The following is a 20,461-nucleotide window of genomic DNA, read 5'->3' as shown; positions in this document are numbered from 1 at the left end:
CGTGCAGGGCAAAGCGCTATGACATTTTTGCTCACGAATCTGTGAGGCCAGACGCTATGTCAGACGAAAATGCCCAGCCATACCCTGCAGTTCGCGCCCAAGCTCCGCCAACTGGATACTCGACGCGGCGGTTTCATCCATGGCGGTGGCTGACTGGTCAGCAATATCGCGGATCGAGGTGACGCTACGACTGATTTCCTCGGCCACCGCGGTCTGCTGTTCAGCCGCTGCGGCGATCTGCTGATTCATCTCGGCAATCAGACTCACCGCTTCGGCAATCGTCGCCAGGGCGCCCTCGGTCTGATTGGCATCGCCAACCGTCAGGCTCACCAGGCTGGCGCTTTGCTCCATGTCCGCCACGGCGCGGCGGCTGCCCTCGCGCAGAGCCGCGATCAGCGATTCGATCTCGGCAGTGGATTGTTGGGTGCGCTTGGCCAGCGCCCGCACTTCATCGGCGACCACCGCGAAGCCGCGCCCCTGTTCACCGGCGCGCGCTGCCTCGATGGCCGCATTAAGTGCCAGCAGATTGGTTTGCTCGGCCACGCTCTTGATCACGTCGAGCACCGCATCGATGCGCTGAGTGTCCTGGCTCAGACGCTGAATGCTCACGGTGGTGGCGTCCATGGCACTGGCCAATTGTTCGATGCGCTGCAGGGTCTGACGCACCACCTGACTACCGCTAACGACACGCTGATCGGCCTGCTCGGTGGAAGCCGCTGCCGCTTCGGCATTGCGCGCCACCTCGTGCACGGTGGCGGCCATCTGGTTGATGGCAGTGGCAACCTGATCGGTCTCCAACTTCTGACCATTGACGCCCTGGCGCGTCTGTTCGGCAGCGGCTGACAGCGTCTGGGCAGAACTGGAAATCTGCGCCACACCGCCTTGCAGGCGGCCGACCATTTCCCTCAAGTTACCCGCCATGCCCTGCATCGCGGCGAGCAACTGGCCGATTTCGTCGCGACGATCCTGCTCGATACGTACGCTGAGATCGCCCTTGGCGATGGACTCGGCCAAGCCGATCACCCGCTTGAGCGGACGCACGATGGCCAGGCTGATCATGATCGCCGCGCCCAGCCCGAACAGCAGCGCCAGCGCCGCCGCACCGACGATCAGACCACTGCTGGCCTGACGCTCGGCGTGCATGGCCTGGCGCTGAGCGTCCAGGGCCAACTCGACGCGCTGCAGCAACTGCTCGACCTGAGCCACCAGTTGCTCATAGACCTGTTTCTGCTGTTGCAGCTGGGTGGCGTACTCCTTCAGACGCTCGTTGAAGGAGTCGACGTTGACCACCACCTCGCCCAATACCGCGGCGTAACCAGGATCGTCCAACGCATCACGTAATTCGGCAGCCAGTGCCTGCGCTTCGCCGGCCTGGGCGATCTGTGTCTGCTCACTGTTGTCGCTGCGCCGGCTGGCCTCCAGACGTTGGCGGGCCTGGTCCAGCGCCTGCAGCAACAACTGATGGATCTTGCTGACCTTGCCGGCCTGTTCCACCGAGTCGCCACCCTGCGCGCCCTGGCTGCTCTTGAGCAGGTCGACACCGTCCTCGGCCAGCCCTTCCTGCAGCAGATCCAGGCTGTTGGCGGCGCTGACCACCAGCCAGTCGGCTGCCTGCAAGGACAGCTGCATGTTGTCGGTCAGCTCGACGTAACGAGCAAAGGCGCTGCGGTAGTCGGCCAGTGCCGGTTCGACCTGAGCCAGGATCGCCGCTGTGTCGCTATCGAGCTCACCTTGCAGTGCCAGGCCGGCCTGCAAAATGCTCTCAGCCTGCTCTGCCAGGCGCTCGGCGTGCTGGCTGTCGCCACTCAGCGCGAACGCCTGCTCGCTCTGGCGCATACGCAGGACCTGTTCGCTGAGCGCACTCATGCGCTGCTGCAATTCGGCACCGGCACTGACTTCACGTAATGCCAGCAGACCAGTAACAGCCACCAGAGCGGTCAGCATCAATACCAGCGCGAAACCCAGCATCAACTTGCTGGCCGTGCTCATGCTGGCCAGCCGGTTGCTCAATGAGCGCCCCATGACATCCCCCTGCCTACTACAGCCTGACAATTCTGGAACATAGGATCGCAGCGCTACTGGCGACAAGCCAGCAAACACCGAGATGGCCGGGAGAGTTATCTGGGCGTCGTTTTCAGAACGGATTCAGGGCCGCTGCATTTGGAAAAGGTCACGCGTACGGCAGTAAGCGCTGCCACCCAGACGGCCGACCAGGTCGAGCTTGAGCGGGTCGATACGCCCCTGCTCGTTGAGTACCGCGTCATCGATGTGCGCCAGTAGCACTTCGGCGAAGATCAGATGGCAGTTGGGCTGCTGCGCCGGATAAGGCTGAATCTGCGCCACCCGGCATTCGAAGGTCACTGCAGCACCGGCGACACGCGGCACGTCGATGCGCTCGCAGGGCTGGCTGGCAATGGCGCAGTGGGCGAATTCGCTGACTTCGTGGGGCAGGATCGCGGCACTGGCGTTCATCGCTTCGGCCTGCGCGAAGCTGACCAGCTGAATCGCCAGTTCACCGCTGGTCTGGGCATTGCGCAGGGTGTCCTTGAGGCTGCCATCGTCACGGGTGTTGACGTTGACCAGCAGCGTCGGCGGATTGTCGCTGATGACTTGAAAGAAACTGAACGGTGCCAGATTGGCCACACCTTCGGCCGAACGGGTCGAGACCCAGGCGATGGGTCGTGGCGTGACACTGGAAGCCATCCAGCGATAAGCCTCGAGTGGGCTCAGAGCAGCAAAATCGAGCAGCATCAACGCCCCGCTCGCGATTCACGAATGTAGAAGCGCGCACGTTCGGCCTTGCTGGTGCAGCCTGCGTAGGCTTCGAACTGCTGTTGGGTCTTGGCAGCGGTGAGCAGAGAAAATGCCTTGGAATAGCTCACGGTACCGGCGAAGCCTTCGGCCTCGGCGATGCTCAGTTCTTTCCAGGCGGCATCCAGCTGATTGGCGCAGGTATCGCGGTAGACGGTCTTGCCGGCGCAGCCGGTGAGCGCCACCGCAAGCAGCGGCAAACAGATCCAAAGTTTCATCGACCACACTCCTCGAACGGATATGACTACGGGTTGGCCCAGTCTATGACGCTGCGGCATAGGGAAAGTGCCCGGTACCCGCCGCTTCGCTTGCCCGATCATACCGACGCCGACGGACGGATAGCGAGCCCATCTACCTTCCGGGACGTCAGCCGACAGATTCTAGCAAACGCGCCCTTGGCTGAGCCCCACCGCCCGAGTAAGGTCGGAGCCTTCACAGAGGGAAATCATCGATGAGCAAGAAAGTGGCGCTGGTACTGGGCTCGGGAGGTGCGCGCGGCTATGCGCACATCGGCGTGATCGAGGAATTGCAAGCGCGCGGCTACGAAATCGGCTGCATCGCCGGCTGCTCCATGGGTGCGGTGGTCGGCGGCATCTTCGCCGCAGGCAAGCTGCGCGAATACCGCGAATGGACGGAAAGCCTGGATTATCTCGACGTGCTGCGCCTGCTCGACGTCAGCTTTCGTCTCGGCGCCATCCGCGGCGAGCGGGTATTCGGGCGTATTCAGGAAATCGTCGGTGACGTGGACATCGAAAATCTCGACATCCCCTTTACCGCTGTCGCCACCGACCTGACCAATCAGCAGGAAATCTGGTTTCAGGAGGGCTGCCTGCATCAGGCGATGCGCGCGTCGGCGGCAATTCCCAGCCTGTTCACCCCTGTCATCCAGGGCAAGCGCATGCTGGTCGACGGCGGCCTGCTCAACCCACTGCCGATCGTGCCGGTGGTTTCCAGCCACTGCGACCTGATCATCGCGGTCAACCTCAATGCGACCAACCAGAATCACTACCAGTTGCCGGTGATCGAACGTCCCGCTGCCCTCAAAGGCCGCATCGATCAATTGATGAACAGCCTCGGCTCGCGCCTGCCGAGCTTTCGCCGCAAGAGTGAGGATGAAACCCTGCTGCTCGCCGAAGAGCAGCTACTGGCCGATGATGTAAGCCCGGCCGCGGCGCCAAGCCGCAAGGTGGACGAGGACGAACCGGCACCGAAATCCGCCAGTGGCTCACGGGTAGCCGAGTTCAGCGGGCCGGCGTCGCTGCTGGAGCTGGTCAACCAGAGCTTCGAGGTGATGCAGACCTCTTTGGCGCAGTACAAGATCGCCGGTTACCCACCCGATGTCCTGATCAACGTACCCAAGCGGGCCTGCCGCTTCTTCGAGTTTTACAAAGCTCCGGAGCTGATCATGCTGGGTCGGCAGATCGCTCGCGACACCCTCGACAAGTACGAAAGCGAACGCGGCTGATCAGTACGCTGAAACCCGCCAGATAACGGCGGGTTGCACCCGCCCTACGCCCCACCTGACCTGCGGCTCAGCCGCGTGGCTCCTCGCCCGGCAGCGGTTTGTCCACCACCGCTTCGGCGACTGGTGTCTTGTTTGCCACCCAGTCGCTGAGCAGGCTGTAGGCCACTGCCAGCAAGGTTGGGCCAAGGAACAGGCCCATGAAGCCGAACGCCAGGATGCCACCGAAAACCCCGAGCAGCACCACCACCAGCGGCAGATTGCCGCCACGGCTGATCAGGTAGGGTTTGAGAATGTTGTCTACCCCGCTGATGATGAAGAAGCCCCAGATGCCCAAGAAGATCGCCATGCCGATCTCGCCCTGCCACACCAACCAGGCCACGGCCGGACCCCAGATCAGCGGCGGGATCATGATGAAGCTGAAGGCGAAGGTCAGCAGTCCCAGCACCAACGCACCCGGCACCCCGGCGATGACGAAACCGATGTAGGCCAGCACCGCCTGCGCCGCGGCGGTACCGATCACGCCATTGACCACACGCTGCACGGTGCCGGCGACCAGTTCCAGGTAATGATCGGCACGCTCGCCGATCAGGCGCTCCAGCAGGCTGTGCACGAACACTGCCAGACGTGGCCCATCACGGTAGAAGAAGAACACCAGCACCAGGCTCAAGGCCAGTTCGACCATGCCGGCACCGATCTTCGCGCTGCGCGCCACCAGCCAGTTGCCGACCTGCCCCAGATAGGGCCGCACGGTGTCGAAGAAGGCTGCGCCCTGCTGATCGATGGTGCGCCACAACTCCACCAGACGATCGCCGACCAGCGGGATGCTGGCCAGCCAGCTCGGCGGTGGCGGCAGGCCTTCGACCTGCAGATCCTTGACCAACGCGTTGGCGTCCTTGATGTGATCGGCCAGGTTGAAGCCCAGCCAGACCAGCGGCACCGCCACCAGCACTACCCAGACACCGGTGAGTATGCCCGCCGCCAGCGACATACGGCCATTGAGCAGTTGTGTCAGCAGGCGCATCAGCGGCCAGCTGGCGAAGGCCAGTACGGCAGCCCAGAACAGCGCCGACCAGAATGGCGCCAACACCCAGAGGCTGGCTGCCAGCAGGCCGAGCAGCAGAATCTGCACCAGCAGACGATCATTAGTGGCCATCAAGCGAAACTCCCTTCGACGAAACGACAAAGCGCCCTTACGGGCGCTCTGTTATAGGCGATTGCGAGCGCTAGCTTAACGCAACAAGCGCACGCTCAGTGCGTCATCCGCAGTGTCGCCGAGTTCCAGACGCGCTTCACGCACGCGTTGCTCGACCAGAGCCTCACGCCAGGCCTCGGCCTGGCTGCCGGCCAGGCTGACGCGCAAGGTGCTGTCGAGGTTGAGGCTGCGCGCCAGCACTTCTACCCAGGCACTGTCGGCCTTCGCCTCGTCAGGCAGTTTCAGCTGGCCATCGGTGCGTAGCTGACGCAGCAGGGTCGCGGGGGTTGGCAGGAGGTCACCCAACGGTGCCTCGGCATCCAGTTGCTCGGCATGCAGGTAGGCACGGCGATTACCGCGGGTGATGCTATACATCGCCAGCAAGCTCTCATGATTCGGCTCGGCCAGGCGCAACAGCGCGTAGGCCTGCTGATCGTCGGAGCCATACAGCGTGGAATTACCGAATACCGAGTTTGCCCACAGGCTGCTCGCGCCGCACTCACGGCCCTGGCACCAGTAGAGCAGCTCGGCCCCCTGCTCCAGTAACGCCTCCCGTGACGCAGTGAAAACCTGATCGGCGCTGTGGGTGCGCGGCAATTCGTAGGTCACTGCACGGTGCTGGCCCTGAACGAGAACCTCGCGCTCAAAACGCAAGCGTCCGCTGATGCGGCGAATCGAGCCTTGCGGGTAAATACGCTCGACATCAGGCGCTTCCTTGAATGCGACGATCTGGCTGGCGGGAAAACGCGGCAATACCTCAAGATCGCGACTGCCAGGTAGATCGGCTGCCAGCACAGCACCGCTGCAGAAGGTGGCAAGCACGGCAGAAAACAGCTTCATACGCCCCGTCATCGAGGGCAAGCCGGTTGAAGGGAAGCGGCAGGCGGGCTTGCGAAGCAGTGGGTGACGACGTTTAACGGGTCGATCATGCGATCCTCCATGGCAGACCGCCACACCTTTCCCCACGACCGCAGGCAAGTCAAGGCAAGCGCAGGAATGGATTGAAACAATCCGCTACGAGCTGCGCGCCGGTTTCATCATCCAGATGCAGATGGTGACCACCGGGCAGACGGTGCACCTCGAATGGCAGATCCTGCAACAAGCTGCGCACGGCCGACTGCGTGCCCATCATGCCCTGCTCTGCCAACACCAGGCTGACCGGACATTGCAGCGCACGAACGAACGCCTGCGCATGCGCCCAGCTCAGGCGCAGCGGCGACGGCAGAGTCAGGCGGCTGTCGGTGCGCCAAGTGTAACCACCCGGTACCGGCATCAGCCCCCGCTGGGCGAGCAGTTCGGCCGCCTCTCGACTGACCGCACCCACGCCTTTCATGCGCGCTTCGACAGCACGCGCCATCTCGGCATACACCGGCTTGCGCTTATCGGTCAGTGCCTGCCTGGCGCGCAAGGCTTCGCCCAGTTTCTCCGGCGCCTGTTCGGCTTCACCGGTATGAGGCACCAGGCCGTCAATCAGCGCCAGACGAGCGATTCGCTCCGGCATCGCCCCTGCCAGCAACACCGCCGTGATCGCCCCCATGGAGTGCCCCAGGAGGGAAAACCGCTCCCAGCCAAACTGCTCGGCGACCTGCAACACATCAAAGGCATAGTCCCAAAGCGCATAGCCGGCGCCAGCGCAGCGATGCTCGGAGTGACCGTGGCCGGCAAAATCCAGGGCGACGATACGCAGCCCCTCCAGCTTCGGCGCCAAACGCGCGAAGCTCGCTGCGTTATCCAGCCAGCCGTGCAGGGCCAGAACCGGCACACCATCCTCCGGCCCGTAGAGATGAGCCGCCAACTCGATATGTGGCAGGCTCAGACGAACTTCCTCGAAATCCATGCTCATGCACGTTGCTCCTGGCTACCGGCCCAACGCCTGAACAGCTGTCGCAGCAACTCGGCGGTGGCTTGTGGGCGCTCCAGCGGGAACATATGCCCGCCAGGCAGGTTGTGATATTCGGCGCGCGGCATACGCCGCAGCAGATGCGCATGATGCGGCAGCACCACCCGGCTGTGACGGCCTCGGACCATGGCCAGCGGCACTGCCAACTGCTGCGGCCGCCCCGGCGAAGTATGCGGAACGCTGCGATAGATACTGATCTCGGTGGCCGGGTCGAACCTCAGGCGCAGCCCCTGCTCGCCCAGTTGCAGGCCGTGACTGACATAGGCATCCAGGCACTCGGGGTCGAAACGGCGAAACAGGCTCTTGCCGGCAAAGTACGCCCGCGCCTCGACCAGATCGGCAAAGGCTTCGCGGCGCCCCAGGGTACGGCCGGCGGGGGTGATGCGGTCGATGAAGCCAAAGCGTTTGGCGGCGCGAATCACCATGCGGTCAGCCAGGGTCAGCACCGGCGAGTCGAGCATCACCACCCCACGGTACAGCTCGGGGCGAAGCAAGGCCGCGTGGTAATGCAGCACACCGCCCAGCGAATGACCGACACCCCAGACAGCTTCGTCGCCGCCCTCGAGGTGATGAATCAGCTCATCGACCAGGTTCGACCAGTTGTCATTGACCGGGAAACGCGGGTCGTGGCCGTGCTGCTCCAGGTGCCGCACCTGAAAATCCGGCGCCAGGGCCGCGAACAGTTTGCCGTAGGTGGCAGACGGAAAGCCGTTGGCATGAGCGAAGAAGATCGGCTGCGGCATGCATCACACTCGAAAAGCGAACATACCCGGATTCTCCGGCAGCCATGGCCCCGCGGCAATGACCGTAACGGCCATTGATGGCGGCGCAATGGTCAGGGCTATAACAGCAGGCGCCCGACGATACTGGCCGCCACCAACATAAATACCAGGCCGCAGACGAAGTCGATGCTCGGCGCCACCTGCAGCAGTCGCTGGCGCATCAGCGGGCGGCTCAGCGTGATACCCAGCAGGCTGAACCAGAACAGGCTGAGACCGAACAACAGTGCGGCACAGGCCACCTTGCCGGGCACCGACATATCGGCCGGCACCAGGCTGCTGAGCAGGGCCAGGAAAAACACCAGTGCCTTGGGATTGCCCAGGTTGGTGAACACACCGCGCAGCCAGGGACCGAACATCGAGGGCGCCAGCTCGCCATCCAGGCGCCTTGGGCCAGCACTGCCGCGCCACCAGGCGCGCACCGCAGTAACGCCCAACCAGCCCAGATAGAGCGCCCCACCTACTTGCACCAGATCGAACAGCCATTCGGTACGACTGAGCAGCAAGGCCACGCCACTGAGCACCAACGTGCCGTGCAGAAGAATCCCGCACGCCAGGCCCAGCGCACTGAGCAAACCTGCACGCTGCCCTTGATGCAGGGCGGTGCGCACCACCAACGCCACATCCGGGCCGGGACTGATAAGAGCGACCGCGAACACGGCAGCCAGCGACAGCAAGACGGACGTCTCCTGCATGGTGATCTCCAGGAAATTGAAAAATACGAGGTGTGCGGGGTGGATCAGCCCTGACGCAGGCGCGCAGGTGGCAGACCGTAGGTGCGGCGGAACAGCCGCGAGAAATGCGCCTGATCATAGAAGCCCAGGCGCAAGGCGATATCGCTCAAGGGCTGCCCGGCCAACACCAGCGGCAACGCCCGTTGCAGACGCAGCTGCATCAGCCACTGATGCGGTGGCAAGCCGGTGTGCTGACGGAAACGCCGCAGAGCCTGCCAGGGGCTCATGGCGCAGAAGGCGGCGATTTCCTCCAGCGCGGGCGGATCGTCCAGGCGGCTCTCCAGCCAGTCACGCAGTTGCTGCCAAGTGCGCGCGTCGAAGACACGGTCCGGCTCGCTGACGCGCAAGGTCGAACCCATTTCCAGCAGATGGGCCAATGCCTGCCAGAGCGTCTCTTCCTGCGCCAGTTGCGAACCCTCCAGCATCGCCGCGTGAAATCGCTGCAGATGTTGCGATAACAAAGGATGGCGCAAGCTGCTGGTGGTCAAACGCGGCGCGCCCTGACAGCCGCCACTCAAGGTGCGACTGGCTTCATCCAACCAGGAGGGATCGAAGGCCATCACTCGTATGCGGTAACTCTGACCCTCCAGGCAGGCGCCGTCATGAATCCCTTCCGGCGCCATCAGCAGCACGTCCCCTGCCCCGACATGCCGACGCTCACCACCATAGGCGTAGCGATGCTGCCCCTGAATCAGCAGGCCGACGTGGTACTCCAGATGAAAATGCCGGGGAAAGGCGAAGCGGCGGTACTCGGCGTCGATCAGGCGAACGCCGGGCAAGCTGCTTTGAATGTGAGTGATCTGGTCCATGACGCGTACTGTAGCGCCATGGATCAGGCAAATCTTGGATGAAATTGCAGATATCAGAGCCTTTTCAAAGGCTAGCGAGCTAGAGCCAGGCAATACCGATGGCGGCCCCGCGAATCAAGCGAAGAACGCACTGGGCTCGCATTCGAGTTTACGAGTTGTAAATGAGCACTTGACCGGGCTGGCGTTCCAGCTTGATTTCAACACAGCATGGCCGACGCGCAGCAGACTTTGAACAGGCTCTCAGAGCTTCGGAGGCTGCTCGCCCAAGGGCACGATGGCCATGGTCAGCCGCGAGATGCAACTGGCCTTGCCGTCGTCGCCATTGAGGCGAATGTCCCAGACATGCGTGGTACGCCCCAGATGCACTGGCCGCGCCACCGCGTGCACACGTCCACTGCGCAGGCCACGCAGGTGGTTGGCGTTGACCTCCAGGCCGACGCAGTAGAAACGACTGCTGTCGATGCACAGGTAGCTGGCGGTGGAGCCCAGTGTTTCCGCCAGCACCACTGACGCGCCGCCATGCAACAGGCCGTAAGGCTGATGGGTACGTGAGTCGATCACCATGCTGGCGCTGAGCGATTCGTCGTCGAAGGCTTCGAAGCGAATGTCCAGTACCTCGCCAATGCTGTTTTTCAGGGTCGCGTTGAGTGCATCGATATCGGGCGTTCGTTGCCACAATCCCATGGGGAGCGCTCCTTGTGCGTTGAAAACAGGGCCGGTCAAGCCGGCCCGCTCAGGCTCAATCGTGCCAGAGCACGGCTTCGCTGCGCTGCTGCCATTCGGCGAAACGCTCGCCGTAAGTGCCCTCGATCACCGCGCGCTTGATCTTCAGCGTCGGGGTGAGGAAACCGTTCTCCACCGCCCAGACCTCCTTGACCAGCACCAGGCCTTGCAGCCGCTCATGATGATCGAGACGACCGTTGACCTCGGCGAGCAACGCTTTGAGGCTACTCTCCAGTTCCTCGCGGCTGTCGTTGGCTGCCTCCTGACGCCCCGCGTCCGAGAGCACGCACAGGGCAATCGGCTGCGGCAGACCATCGCCCACCACGCAGACCTGCTCGATACGTGAGTGTTCGCCGATGCGGTTCTCGATCGGCGCAGGTGCCACGTACTTGCCCTTGCTGGTCTTGAAGATTTCCTTGATACGCCCGGTGAGGCGCAGATTACCTTCGGCATCCTGCTCGCCTTTGTCGCCGGTACGCAGGAAGCCATCGTCGGTCAGCGTCTCGGCCGTCTTGATTGGGTCCTTGTAGTAGCCCTGCATGGTCGCGCCACTACGCACCTGGACTTCGCCATCCTCGGCGATGCGCACCTCGACGCCCGGATTGTTCTGGCCGATCCAGCCTTGTTTGAACTTGCCGGGCAGGCAGACGTGGGAATAACCGCAGTTCTCGGTCATGCCGTAGACCTCCTGGATCTCCATGCCCAGACGGCGATACCAGTTGAGCAGCGCCTCGGGCACCGGCGCGGCGCCGGACAGCGCATAGCGAATTGCGTCCAGACCCAGACCGGCCAGCACCTTGCGCCCAATGAAGCGGCCGATGATCGGCAGCCGCAGCAGGCGCTCGAGTTTCTGCGCTGGCATCTTGCTGTACACGCCCATCTGGAACTTGGTCCAGATGCGCGGCACGCCGAACATCACGGTTGGCCGCGCGCGCTTGAGGTCTTCGAGGAAGGTATCCAGGCTTTCGGCGAAGAAGATCGTCTGTCCCGCATAGAGCGACGCCAGCTCGACGAACATGCGCTCGGCCACGTGACACAGCGGCAGGTAGGAGATCAGTCGATCATCCTCGCCCACGCCGAACAGCTTGATGGCGTTGCTGGCGGCGAAGCCGAAGTTGGAGAAGTTGTGCATCACGCCTTTGGGTGTGCCGGTAGTGCCAGAGGTATAGATGATGGTCGCCAGCTGGTTGGCTGCAGGCTTGGGGTCATCCTGAATCGGCGCACTGCGCTGCAGGTCATCCCAGCGGTAATCGAAGTCGCCATGTGGATGCAGTGGCAGGCTGACAGTCGGCAGGCCCGGCGGCAGGCCCGGAGCCATCGAAGCCCAGTCGTCGAGCTTGCCGACGAAGGCCAGAGCCGCTTCGGAATGCTCCAGTACCTGATGTATGGAGTCGGCAGTGAGATTGGGATAGAGCGGGACCGAGACATGACCGGCCATCCAGATGGCCAGATCGGTCACGATCCAGTGCGCACAGTTCTTGGAGATGATGGCGATACGGCTGCCCGGCGGCAGCTCGCGGTTTCGCAGCCAATTGGCTGCACGGCGAGCCTGTTCGCCGACATCGGCCCAGCTCAGCTCCAGCAGCTGGCCGCCCCCCAATGGTTGCACCATGTAGCGTTTGTTCGGGTGCCTTGCTTCACGTTCGTAGAACAGCTCGAGCGGCAAACGGATTACATCAGCCACAGGGCTTCCTCCTTTGTTGTTTTTGTAGGAATCAACCAAGCACTTGCTTGGTTGAATATTCCACGCAGACAAAGGAGGTGCAAGTTAAGAAATGTTTCTCGCCTGGAATATTTGCCTTCAGGGGCGATAAAACGGGCATCACGCGACTGCAGCGCCGCAAGCGGAGCCACAGGGCAAAGGTCAACGGGGGTGGATCAGCGCCAGCAGTTCCATCAGCCCTGCAGCCGGAATATCGCCTTCCAGCTCTGCCAGGCTGGCAGTGCGCATGGGCAGCGACTCCTGACGATGACCGTGCACCAGCAGCCCACCCAGCGCACCGATCAGCGGCTGGTGGCTGACCAGCAGCACTTCGGCGCTTTCGCGCTCATCGAGATACTTCAGCGCATCACGCGGGTCACTGTCCGGAGTCAACCAGGGCACCGTGACGACTTTGCCGGCGAAGCCCAGTTCGCTGCGCACCAACTCGGCCGTTTGCTGAGCACGTACATAGGGGCTGGCAACAATGGCGGTCAATGGCCGACCGGCGAGCTGAGCCGCTGCCTGCTGCACCTCCTGGCGACCATGGGCCGTCAGCTCGCGGGCCGCATCGCTGGCAGCCTGCGGCTCGGCCTCACCATGACGCAGCAACCATAGCCTCACAGCTTGGGCTCTTCGTCGCGCACGGGGTGCGGCGCTGGCGGAATGCTGTGTGCGACTTCGCCTTCCGGCGCACGTGGCGTCGGCCAATCGGCAAACGGCCAGGGTTTTTCATCGGTATTGAAGGTGCCGAAACGGCCGATCTGCGCCAGGTACTGACTCAGGCTGTCGCCGAAGCCCATCAGCCCGGCATTGGGTGCCCCGTAGAACAGGCGATAGCCTAGTTGCAGCAACACCACTGCACCGAGCACCACCTCAGCCAGTTGCCAGACGATGACGAAAATCACCATCCACAGAATGCGCAGCAGAATCGACTCACGCTCCAGTTCCTGTTTTTCATCACTCATGACTCACGCTCCTTGATTGGCTGCCGGGCTCAGAAGCCCGCAGTGGGGATGAAATCGACATCGGTCTTGGGCTCGCCGAGCATCAGCAGTTCGATGACCTGAGCCAGCGTACGCCCCTCGAAAAGAATGGCATGCAGACCTGCGACCAGCGGCATGTACACGTCCAGTTCTTCGGCACGAGCCTTGAGTACCTTAAGCGTATTGACCCCTTCGGCGACTTCGCCAAGGCGCTGCACAGCCTCCTCCAGACTGAGGCCCTCGCCCAGGGCAAAGCCAACCTGATAGTTGCGACTCTTCGGTGACGAACAGGTGACGATCAGGTCGCCGACGCCTGCCAGGCCGAGAAAGGTCATCGGGTTGGCGCCAAGCTTGACCGCGAAACGGGTCATCTCCGCCAGGGCGCGGGTAATCAGCATGCTCTTGGTGTTTTCGCCCATACCCAGCGCCGCCGCCATGCCAGACATGATGGCGTAGACGTTCTTCAGCGCCCCACCGAGCTCGACGCCGAAACGATCGGCACTGGCGTAGACGCGGAACGTGCGGCCGTGCAGGGCTTGTTGCACACGCAGACACAGCTCTTCGTCTTCACTGGCGATCACCGTCGCAGTCAGCGCGTGATCGGCCACTTCCTTGGCCAGGTTCGGCCCGGACAGCACGCCGATGCGCGCGTCAGGTGCGATCTCTTCGAGAATCTGACTCATCAGTTTGAAAGTCTTGGCCTCGATGCCCTTGGTCGTGCTGATCAGCATCTTGCCCGCCAGCAGCGGCGCAACCGGTTGCAGCGCATCGCGCAGGGCACTGGAAGGCAACGCGACCAGCACCAGCTCGGCCTGCTGTAGCACACCGCTCAGGTCGCTGGTCGGCTCGATACCGCAATGCAGTTTGACGCCCTTCAGGTAGCGCGGGTTTTCCCCGCTCTGGCGCATCTGTTCGGCCTGCTCGGGGTCACGCATCCACTGCATAACGCGCTGGCCGTTCTCCGCCAGCAGATTGGCCAGGGCGGTGCCGAAGCTGCCGCCGCCGAGTACGGCAATGGGTTGGAGCTGTGTCATAGGTCTTCCGAATGAGGCCATCCGTGATGGCGGTCTGCGGGCATTATACGGAGCCGAGAGTACCCGGCCAGGGCAAAAGTTCAGTACTGACCGCCCATCGAAGGTGCCAAACGAGAATTACCGCAGAGTGCGTGCGCCTGAGACTGGCAAAGCGCGGCGGGTCGGTTAACATGCCGGATCGACGTTAATTGCCAAGGACGATTCGTGCCCACAGGCAGCCCCTTGCCTCCGCCCTGCTCCGCTCGTCAGCAGGCAGCAGAGCCACAACCAGCCAAGGACGGTACGGCCATCGGCCTGCGCCGCGGCTGGAACATCCACACCCGTACCCAGCTGATCAGTGTCGGCCCGGCGTTATTGCTGACGTTGTTGCTGACTGGATTTCTGACCTTCACGCGCCTGCAGGATCTGCGTCAGGAGCAGGGCCATACCGGCCAGTTGATCGCCAATCAACTCGCACCGGCCACCGAGTACGGCGTGCTCAATGGCAATCTGAACACGCTGGAAACCCTGCTGCGCGCCACCCTCAGCACTCCCGACGTGCGTTTTGCCGAAGTTCGCGACCGCGACGACAACATCCTGGTCTACGTCGAGCGCCCCAAGGAGCAAGGCCATAGCACCCCGCAGGTCGAGGTATTCCAAGCGCCTATTCGCCTGCAGGGGCCGCCCCCCCTCGCACAGACATTGCCACCGCTTGGCAAGGCGCTCGGCGACGGTTACCTGGGCCGGGTCGTGGTAGGCATATCCAACGACACCTTCAACACCCGCCAGCAGGAAATTCTGCTCAAGGCCGGCGTTCTTTCATTGTTCGCCCTGCTGCTGACCTTCCTGCTCGCTCGTCGCCTGGCCAGGCGTCTGGCACAACCGCTCAGCGCCATGGGCCAGGCCCTGGAGCGCATTCAGAGTGGCGACTACCGTCCGTCCCTGGTCGAGCGCGGCAACGACGAACTGACGGACCTGGCCCGACACATCAACAACCTGGCGCGCGCGCTCGAGCAAAGCGGCAAGGAGCAGCAGCAGGCGATTGCCGAGCTGATTCAGGCCCGCGAGGAGTCCGAGCAAGCCAACCGTGCGAAGTCTGACTTCCTGGCGATGATGAGCCACGAATTGCGCACTCCGATGAATGGCGTTCTGGGCATGCTGCAACTGCTGGAAACCACCAGCCTGAATGACGAACAGACCGAATACGCCGCCCTGGCCACCGAATCCACCGAACACCTGCTCAAGGTGATCAACGACATCCTCGATTTCTCGCGCATCGAACGCGGCGCGCTGGAACTCGAGGCCATTCCCTTCAGCCTGCTGGAGCTGCTGCAGGGCTCGGTACAGGTGTTCCAGCACAGCGCCCATCAGCGCGGCCTGCAGCTGCTGCTGGAAACCCAGCCAGGGCTGGAGCAGTTGGAGGTGCGCGGCGATCCCACACGCATCCGGCAGATCCTGGTCAATCTGGTCGGCAACGCCCTGAAGTTCACCGAAGAGGGCCAGATTCGCGTGGAGACCCGCTGGCAGAAGCTGGACGATCAGGTGCTGTGGTTCACCTGCGCAGTGCATGACAGCGGTATCGGCGTCGATGCCGAGCGCCTGGAGCATATGTTCGACGCCTTCCAGCAGGCCGACACCTCGATCTCTCGGCGCTACGGCGGCACAGGGCTTGGCCTGCCGATCGCTCGGACCCTGGCCGAGCGCATGGGCGGCACCCTGCGTGCGGAGAGCCAGTTGGGCGCGGGCTCGGTGTTCACCCTGGAAATACCGCTGCCCTTCCTGGCCTGCAGCGAGCAATCGCAGAGCAATGACAATCAGACGCTCGGCAGCGGCGACGGCCAAGCAGTGCTGCTGGTGGAGGACAACCCGGTCAACCAGACGGTGATCGAAGCCATGCTACGCAGCCTGGGCTATCAGGTCAGTTTGGTCGGCGATGGCCAGCAGGCCGTGCATCATTACGCTCAGCACGGCTACGCCGCGATCCTGATGGACTGCCGCCTGCCTTTGATGGACGGTTACGAAGCCACGCGACAGATCCGTCAGCTAGAAACAGGGCAGCAGGTGCCGATCATCGCCCTGACAGCCAATGCCCTGCAGGGGGACCGCGAAGCCTGCCTGGAAGCAGGAATGAACGATTACCTGGCAAAACCGTTCAAACGAGCAGATTTGCAACGCATTCTGCTGCGCTGGCTGCCAGCCCGACCATAGGCGAGTAGCTACCGTGACAAGCCAGAGTTACAAAGGGAAACTGCGAGGGTCTGCTCCCTAATGTGACAATGCAGAACCAGCAGAGTACAACTGTACTCACTGCGCTGTGACTTTCACCACAACGCAACAGTCTATGACTAGGCTGCCGGCAGACGCCTACCAGGTATGGCCGGCCAGGACGATTCGCCCAGCCTTAGAAGCGTGGGGACAATTGAGGAGCTCGCATGACAAGACAAAACGCCTACACCCGGGAAGATCTGCTCGCCTGCAGCCGCGGCGAACTGTTCGGCCCGGGGAACGCGCAACTGCCCGCCCCAAACATGCTGATGATCGATCGTATCGCTCACATCAGCGAAACCGGCGGCAAGTACGGCAAGGGCGAAATCGTCGCTGAGCTCGATATCAATCCGGACCTGTGGTTCTTCGGCTGCCACTTCGAGGGTGACCCGGTAATGCCAGGCTGCCTCGGTCTCGACGCCATGTGGCAGCTGGTCGGCTTCTACCTTGGCTGGCAAGGCAACCCGGGCCGCGGCCGCGCCCTGGGTAGTGGCGAAGTGAAATTCTTCGGTCAGGTGCTGCCGACCGCCAAGAAGGTCACCTACAACATTCACATCAAGCGCACCATCAGCCGCTCGTTGATCCTCGGCATCGCCGATGGCACCGTGGCCGTCGACGGGCGCGAGATCTACAGCGCCGAAGGCCTGCGCGTCGGCCTGTTCACCTCCACCGACAGTTTTTGAAGGACTTGCACATGCGTCGTGTAGTGATCACCGGTCTGGGCATCGTTTCCTGCCTGGGTACTGATAAAGAAGCCGTAGCTGCCAGCCTGCGTGCAGGCAAGTCCGGCATCCGCTTCAATCCGTCCTACGCCGAAATGGGCCTGCGTAGCCAGGTGTCCGGCTCGGTCAACCTGAACCTGGAAGAACTGATCGACCGCAAGCTGTTCCGCTTCATGGGCGACGCTGCGGCCTACGCCTATCTGTCGATGGAACAGGCGATCAAGGATTCCGGCCTCAGCGAAGAGCAGATTTCCAACCCGCGTACCGGTCTGATTGCCGGTTCCGGTGGTGCTTCCACCGTCAACCAGATGGAAGCCATCGATACCCTGCGCGAGAAAGGCGTCAAGCGTATCGGCCCATACCGCGTGACCCGCACCATGGGCAGCACCGTATCGGCGTGCCTGGCCACACCGTTCAAGATCAAGGGCGTCAACTTCTCCATCTCCTCGGCCTGCGCCACCAGTGCGCATTGCATCGGCCAGGCCATGGAGCAGATCCAGCTGGGTAAACAGGATGTGGTCTTCGCCGGCGGCGGCGAAGAAGAACACTGGAGCCAGAGCTGCCTGTTCGACGCCATGGGCGCCCTCTCCACCCAGTACAACGAGACGCCGGAGAAAGCCTCCCGCGCCTACGACGCCAAGCGTGACGGTTTCGTCATCGCCGGTGGCGGCGGCATGGTCGTGGTCGAGGAGCTGGAACACGCTCTTGCACGCGGCGCCAAGATCTATGCGGAAATCGTCGGTTACGGCGCAACGAGCGACGGTTACGACATGGTCGCCCCGAGCGGTGAAGGCGCGATTCGCTGCATGCAGCAAGCGCTGGCAACCGTTGACGCTCCGATCGACTACCTGAACACCCACGGCACCTCTACGCCGGTTGGTGACGTCGCGGAAATCAAAGGCGTGCGTGCCGTATTCGGTGACAAGGCTCCGGCGATCAGCTCGACCAAGAGCCTGTCCGGCCACAGCCTCGGCGCTGCCGGCGTGCAGGAAGCGATCTACTGCATGCTGATGATGGAGGGCAACTTCATCGCCGCGTCGGCCAACATCGACGAGCTCGACCCGGAAGTGGCCGACATGCCGATCCAGCTCACCACTGTCGAGAACGCCAAGCTCGACACCGTGATGAGCAACAGCTTCGGCTTCGGCGGCACCAACGCCACCCTGGTGCTCAAGCGCTGGGCCGGCAAGTAACCGCTGCGGTCATGAAAACGGCGCCTTCGGGCGCCGTTTTCTTTTGTGCCCTGCCTCAAACCTTGAAGCGCGCCACCAGGTTGTTGAGATCAACCGCCAGGCGCGACAGCTCCTGGCTCGCCGCACTGGTCTGATTGGCCCCTGCCGAGGTCTGCATCGACAGGTCGCGAATGTTGACCAGGTTGCGATCCACCTCGCGGGCCACCTGCGCCTGCTCCTCCGACGCACTGGCAATCACCAGGTTGCGCTCGTTGATCGAGGAAATCGCCTGGGTAATCTGCTCCAGCGCAACACCGGCGGCCTGGGCCACCTCCAGCGTGGAGCGGGCACGGCCATTGCTGTTTTGCATGGCGCTGACGGCGCGATCAGTACCACTCTGGATACCGCCGATCATCTGCTCGATTTCCTGAGTCGACTGCTGAGTACGATGCGCCAACGCTCTTACCTCGTCGGCCACCACCGCGAAACCACGACCTGCGTCGCCGGCACGGGCGGCCTCGATGGCGGCATTGAGCGCCAGCAGGTTGGTCTGCTCGGCGATGGAGCGAATCACGTCGAGCACCTTGCTGATCTCGTGCACGCGCTCGGCCAATTGCTCCACCTCGCCCGAAGTGCTGGTGACGTCGGCAGCCAACTGGCCGATAGAGTCGACGGTCTGGCGCACCTGCTCACGGCCCTGCTGCGCGGTGACGTTCGATTCGCGCGAGGCTTCGGAGGTACTCACCGCGTTACGCGCCACCTCCTCGACCGCCGCTGTCATCTCGTTCACCGCGGTGGCGGCCTGCTCGATCTCGGTGTTTTGCTGATGCAGACCACGAGTCGAATCCTCGGTCACCGCGTGCAGCTCTTCGGAGGCCGACGCCAGCTGGTTGGACGAATCGGAAATGCTCTGAATGGTGGTACGCAGACTCTGCTGCATGCTTTTAAGCGCATTGAGCAGCTGTGCTGGCTCGTCACGCCCCTCGGCGAGGATGTTCTGGGTCAGATCACCCGACGCCACTACCTCGGCCAGACGCACCGCCTCCGCCAGCGGCGCGACGATGCTGCGGGTCAGCAACAGCGCCAAAACCACGGTGGCCAGAGCCGCCAACACCATCATCACCACCACCCAGATACGCGCCGAATCGAACACCTGTCCGGCTTCGCGAGCCGCCTCGGTAGCGCCCTGGCGGTTAAGCTCGGACAGATCGCGTAACGCACGGGTCATTTCATCGGCATGCTGATTGAGCGTGCCACGAGACACGACAATGGCATCGTCGAAATTGCCCTGGCGGACGAAGGCGACGATCTTGCCCTGCTCCTGCAAGTAGGCCGCTTCGGCGCGGCGAAAGCCTTCATAAAGGCCTCGCTCATCGCTGCTGGAAATCAGCTTTTCGTAGGATGAATCGGCCGTACTGAGCGCATTACGCAGATCATCTGCCAAGCGAAGATTGCGCTGTAGTTCCTCCGGCTCGCGGTTGAGCATCAGCCGTAGCGTCACGGCACGCAGGCGCAGTATGTCCTGGCTGACCTCGCCCAGTGCCATCACGCTTGGCAGCCAATCCTGATCGACAGCCTCCGACTGCTTGCGCATCTCGGTCATCTGGAACAGTGAAAATGAACCGAGCAGCAACACCAGCAAAGCCACCAGGCCGAACCCCAAAGCAGCCCGTGGAGCGATTGAAAGATTACGCAGCGACATGTCGTGAAACTCCTTTTGCGCGCAGAAATCGAGTCATCCCTGGCCATACCTGGCTAGGAATCGGGTGAGATTGCGCCGATCCCATCGTGCTATCGGCGCTATTTCCGCGCACTTTATAAGGATAAGCGAAAAATCTAGCGCCGCAGCGCTTTGGCTATCGCCTGGTCGACATGCTGGCGCCATTCATCATCGCGCCACCGCTCCTCCCGTCGCGCCTGCCAGTCATCGATGCGCTGCACGTCCTCACACTGGCGAAACCCGTCATCCCAACCCTGCGTGTAGAGTGGCTCGGCCATATAACGTGGTACGTCCTTGTCGAATTGACCCAGCGGTCCGACTGCCGAACGCCCACTGCCGCAGCCGGCCTCGAAACCGTCGACGAAGGCCGGCGGATAATTGGCCGCCAGCATCTGTTCGCGCAGGCTTTGGCAACCGAACAGGTTCAGTAGTGCAAGCACGCAGATCAGCAAGCGTGTGAGGCGCATGGCG

Annotated in this window: 20 protein-coding genes; 4 read left to right on the top strand and 16 right to left on the bottom strand. The window is 62.7% G+C overall.

Going from position 1 to position 20,461, the window contains the following annotated elements:
- Positions 1–54: 54 nt before the first annotated feature.
- From BM059_RS07085 to BM059_RS07075, 3 genes are all read right to left on the bottom strand, one after another.
- Entirely contained in the window at positions 55–2,022 is a 1,968-nt protein-coding gene (locus BM059_RS07085; RefSeq protein WP_074937635.1) for a methyl-accepting chemotaxis protein, read from the bottom strand.
- A gap of 123 nt (positions 2,023–2,145) precedes the next feature.
- Entirely contained in the window at positions 2,146–2,751 is a 606-nt protein-coding gene (locus BM059_RS07080) for a flavin reductase family protein (RefSeq protein WP_037000921.1), read from the bottom strand.
- Positions 2,751–3,029: a hypothetical protein gene (locus BM059_RS07075; RefSeq protein ID WP_037000920.1), complete on the bottom strand. Its 279-nt coding sequence runs from the start codon at positions 3,027–3,029 to the stop codon at positions 2,751–2,753. Before BM059_RS07075 ends, BM059_RS07080 begins: the two co-directional genes overlap by 1 nt.
- Before the next feature lie 233 nt (positions 3,030–3,262).
- On the opposite strand from BM059_RS07075, the gene BM059_RS07070 reads away from it, so the two are divergent.
- Positions 3,263–4,276: a patatin-like phospholipase family protein gene (locus BM059_RS07070; RefSeq protein WP_074937634.1), complete on the top strand. Its 1,014-nt coding sequence runs from the start codon at positions 3,263–3,265 to the stop codon at positions 4,274–4,276.
- A 67-nt stretch (positions 4,277–4,343) separates the two neighbouring features.
- On the opposite strand, the gene BM059_RS07065 is transcribed toward BM059_RS07070, so the two are convergent.
- The 11 genes from BM059_RS07065 to BM059_RS07015 all read right to left on the bottom strand — a co-directional run bounded on the left by BM059_RS07065 (position 4,344) and on the right by BM059_RS07015 (position 14,132).
- Complete coding sequence (locus BM059_RS07065) at positions 4,344–5,429, bottom strand: AI-2E family transporter (RefSeq protein WP_074937632.1); 1,086 nt, start codon at positions 5,427–5,429, stop codon at positions 4,344–4,346.
- A gap of 75 nt (positions 5,430–5,504) precedes the next feature.
- The gene (locus BM059_RS07060) at positions 5,505–6,308 is read right to left on the bottom strand and encodes a DUF4892 domain-containing protein (RefSeq protein WP_074937631.1); all 804 of its coding nucleotides are present in this window, start codon (positions 6,306–6,308) and stop codon (positions 5,505–5,507) included.
- 139 nt (positions 6,309–6,447) lie between these two features.
- Entirely contained in the window at positions 6,448–7,311 is an 864-nt protein-coding gene (locus tag BM059_RS07055) for an alpha/beta fold hydrolase (protein ID WP_074937629.1), read from the bottom strand.
- On the bottom strand, positions 7,308–8,111 hold the full coding sequence (locus BM059_RS07050; RefSeq protein WP_074937627.1) for an alpha/beta fold hydrolase: 804 nt from the start codon (positions 8,109–8,111) through the stop codon (positions 7,308–7,310). Before BM059_RS07050 ends, BM059_RS07055 begins: the two co-directional genes overlap by 4 nt.
- 98 nt (positions 8,112–8,209) lie before the next feature.
- Positions 8,210–8,842 (bottom strand): LysE family translocator, encoded by a 633-nt coding sequence (locus tag BM059_RS07045; protein ID WP_074937626.1) that lies wholly within the window; start codon positions 8,840–8,842, stop codon positions 8,210–8,212.
- Positions 8,843–8,886: 44 nt separating this feature from the next.
- Positions 8,887–9,690, bottom strand: a complete 804-nt coding sequence (locus BM059_RS07040; RefSeq protein ID WP_074937624.1) for an AraC family transcriptional regulator — start codon at positions 9,688–9,690, stop codon at positions 8,887–8,889.
- A gap of 240 nt (positions 9,691–9,930) precedes the next feature.
- Positions 9,931–10,374: a hotdog fold thioesterase gene (locus tag BM059_RS07035; RefSeq protein ID WP_037000912.1), complete on the bottom strand. Its 444-nt coding sequence runs from the start codon at positions 10,372–10,374 to the stop codon at positions 9,931–9,933.
- A 55-nt stretch (positions 10,375–10,429) separates the two neighbouring features.
- Positions 10,430–12,097 (bottom strand): AMP-binding protein, encoded by a 1,668-nt coding sequence (locus tag BM059_RS07030; protein ID WP_074937622.1) that lies wholly within the window; start codon positions 12,095–12,097, stop codon positions 10,430–10,432.
- A gap of 180 nt (positions 12,098–12,277) precedes the next feature.
- Complete coding sequence (gene sixA, locus BM059_RS07025; RefSeq protein ID WP_037000910.1) at positions 12,278–12,736, bottom strand: phosphohistidine phosphatase SixA; 459 nt, start codon at positions 12,734–12,736, stop codon at positions 12,278–12,280.
- Entirely contained in the window at positions 12,733–13,080 is a 348-nt protein-coding gene (locus BM059_RS07020) for a DUF4389 domain-containing protein (RefSeq protein ID WP_037000909.1), read from the bottom strand. Before BM059_RS07020 ends, sixA begins: the two co-directional genes overlap by 4 nt.
- A gap of 29 nt (positions 13,081–13,109) precedes the next feature.
- Positions 13,110–14,132 carry an NAD(P)H-dependent glycerol-3-phosphate dehydrogenase gene (locus BM059_RS07015; protein WP_074937620.1) on the bottom strand — a complete coding sequence of 341 codons (1,023 nt, stop codon included), beginning with the start codon at positions 14,130–14,132 and terminating at the stop codon, positions 13,110–13,112.
- Between the two features lie 288 nt (positions 14,133–14,420).
- On the opposite strand from BM059_RS07015, the gene BM059_RS07010 reads away from it, so the two are divergent.
- The 3 genes from BM059_RS07010 (at position 14,421) to fabB (ending at position 18,291) form a co-directional block, all read left to right on the top strand.
- Positions 14,421–16,319, top strand: a complete 1,899-nt coding sequence (locus tag BM059_RS07010) for a response regulator (RefSeq protein WP_179529518.1) — start codon at positions 14,421–14,423, stop codon at positions 16,317–16,319.
- Between the two features lie 224 nt (positions 16,320–16,543).
- Positions 16,544–17,059 (top strand): 3-hydroxyacyl-[acyl-carrier-protein] dehydratase FabA, encoded by a 516-nt coding sequence (gene fabA / locus BM059_RS07005; protein WP_003240795.1) that lies wholly within the window; start codon positions 16,544–16,546, stop codon positions 17,057–17,059.
- A gap of 11 nt (positions 17,060–17,070) precedes the next feature.
- On the top strand, positions 17,071–18,291 hold the full coding sequence (gene fabB, locus BM059_RS07000) for a beta-ketoacyl-ACP synthase I (RefSeq protein WP_037000906.1): 1,221 nt from the start codon (positions 17,071–17,073) through the stop codon (positions 18,289–18,291).
- A gap of 55 nt (positions 18,292–18,346) precedes the next feature.
- On the opposite strand, the gene BM059_RS06995 is transcribed toward fabB, so the two are convergent.
- Entirely contained in the window at positions 18,347–19,972 is a 1,626-nt protein-coding gene (locus BM059_RS06995) for a methyl-accepting chemotaxis protein (RefSeq protein ID WP_074937618.1), read from the bottom strand.
- 134 nt (positions 19,973–20,106) lie between these two features.
- Positions 20,107–20,457 carry a hypothetical protein gene (locus tag BM059_RS06990; RefSeq protein ID WP_074937616.1) on the bottom strand — a complete coding sequence of 117 codons (351 nt, stop codon included), beginning with the start codon at positions 20,455–20,457 and terminating at the stop codon, positions 20,107–20,109.
- Positions 20,458–20,461: the final 4 nt, after the last annotated feature.

Source organism: Ectopseudomonas composti (assembly GCF_900115475.1).
GTDB lineage: Bacteria > Pseudomonadota > Gammaproteobacteria > Pseudomonadales > Pseudomonadaceae > Aquipseudomonas > Aquipseudomonas composti.
This window is presented reverse-complemented; position numbering and strand designations above follow the sequence as displayed.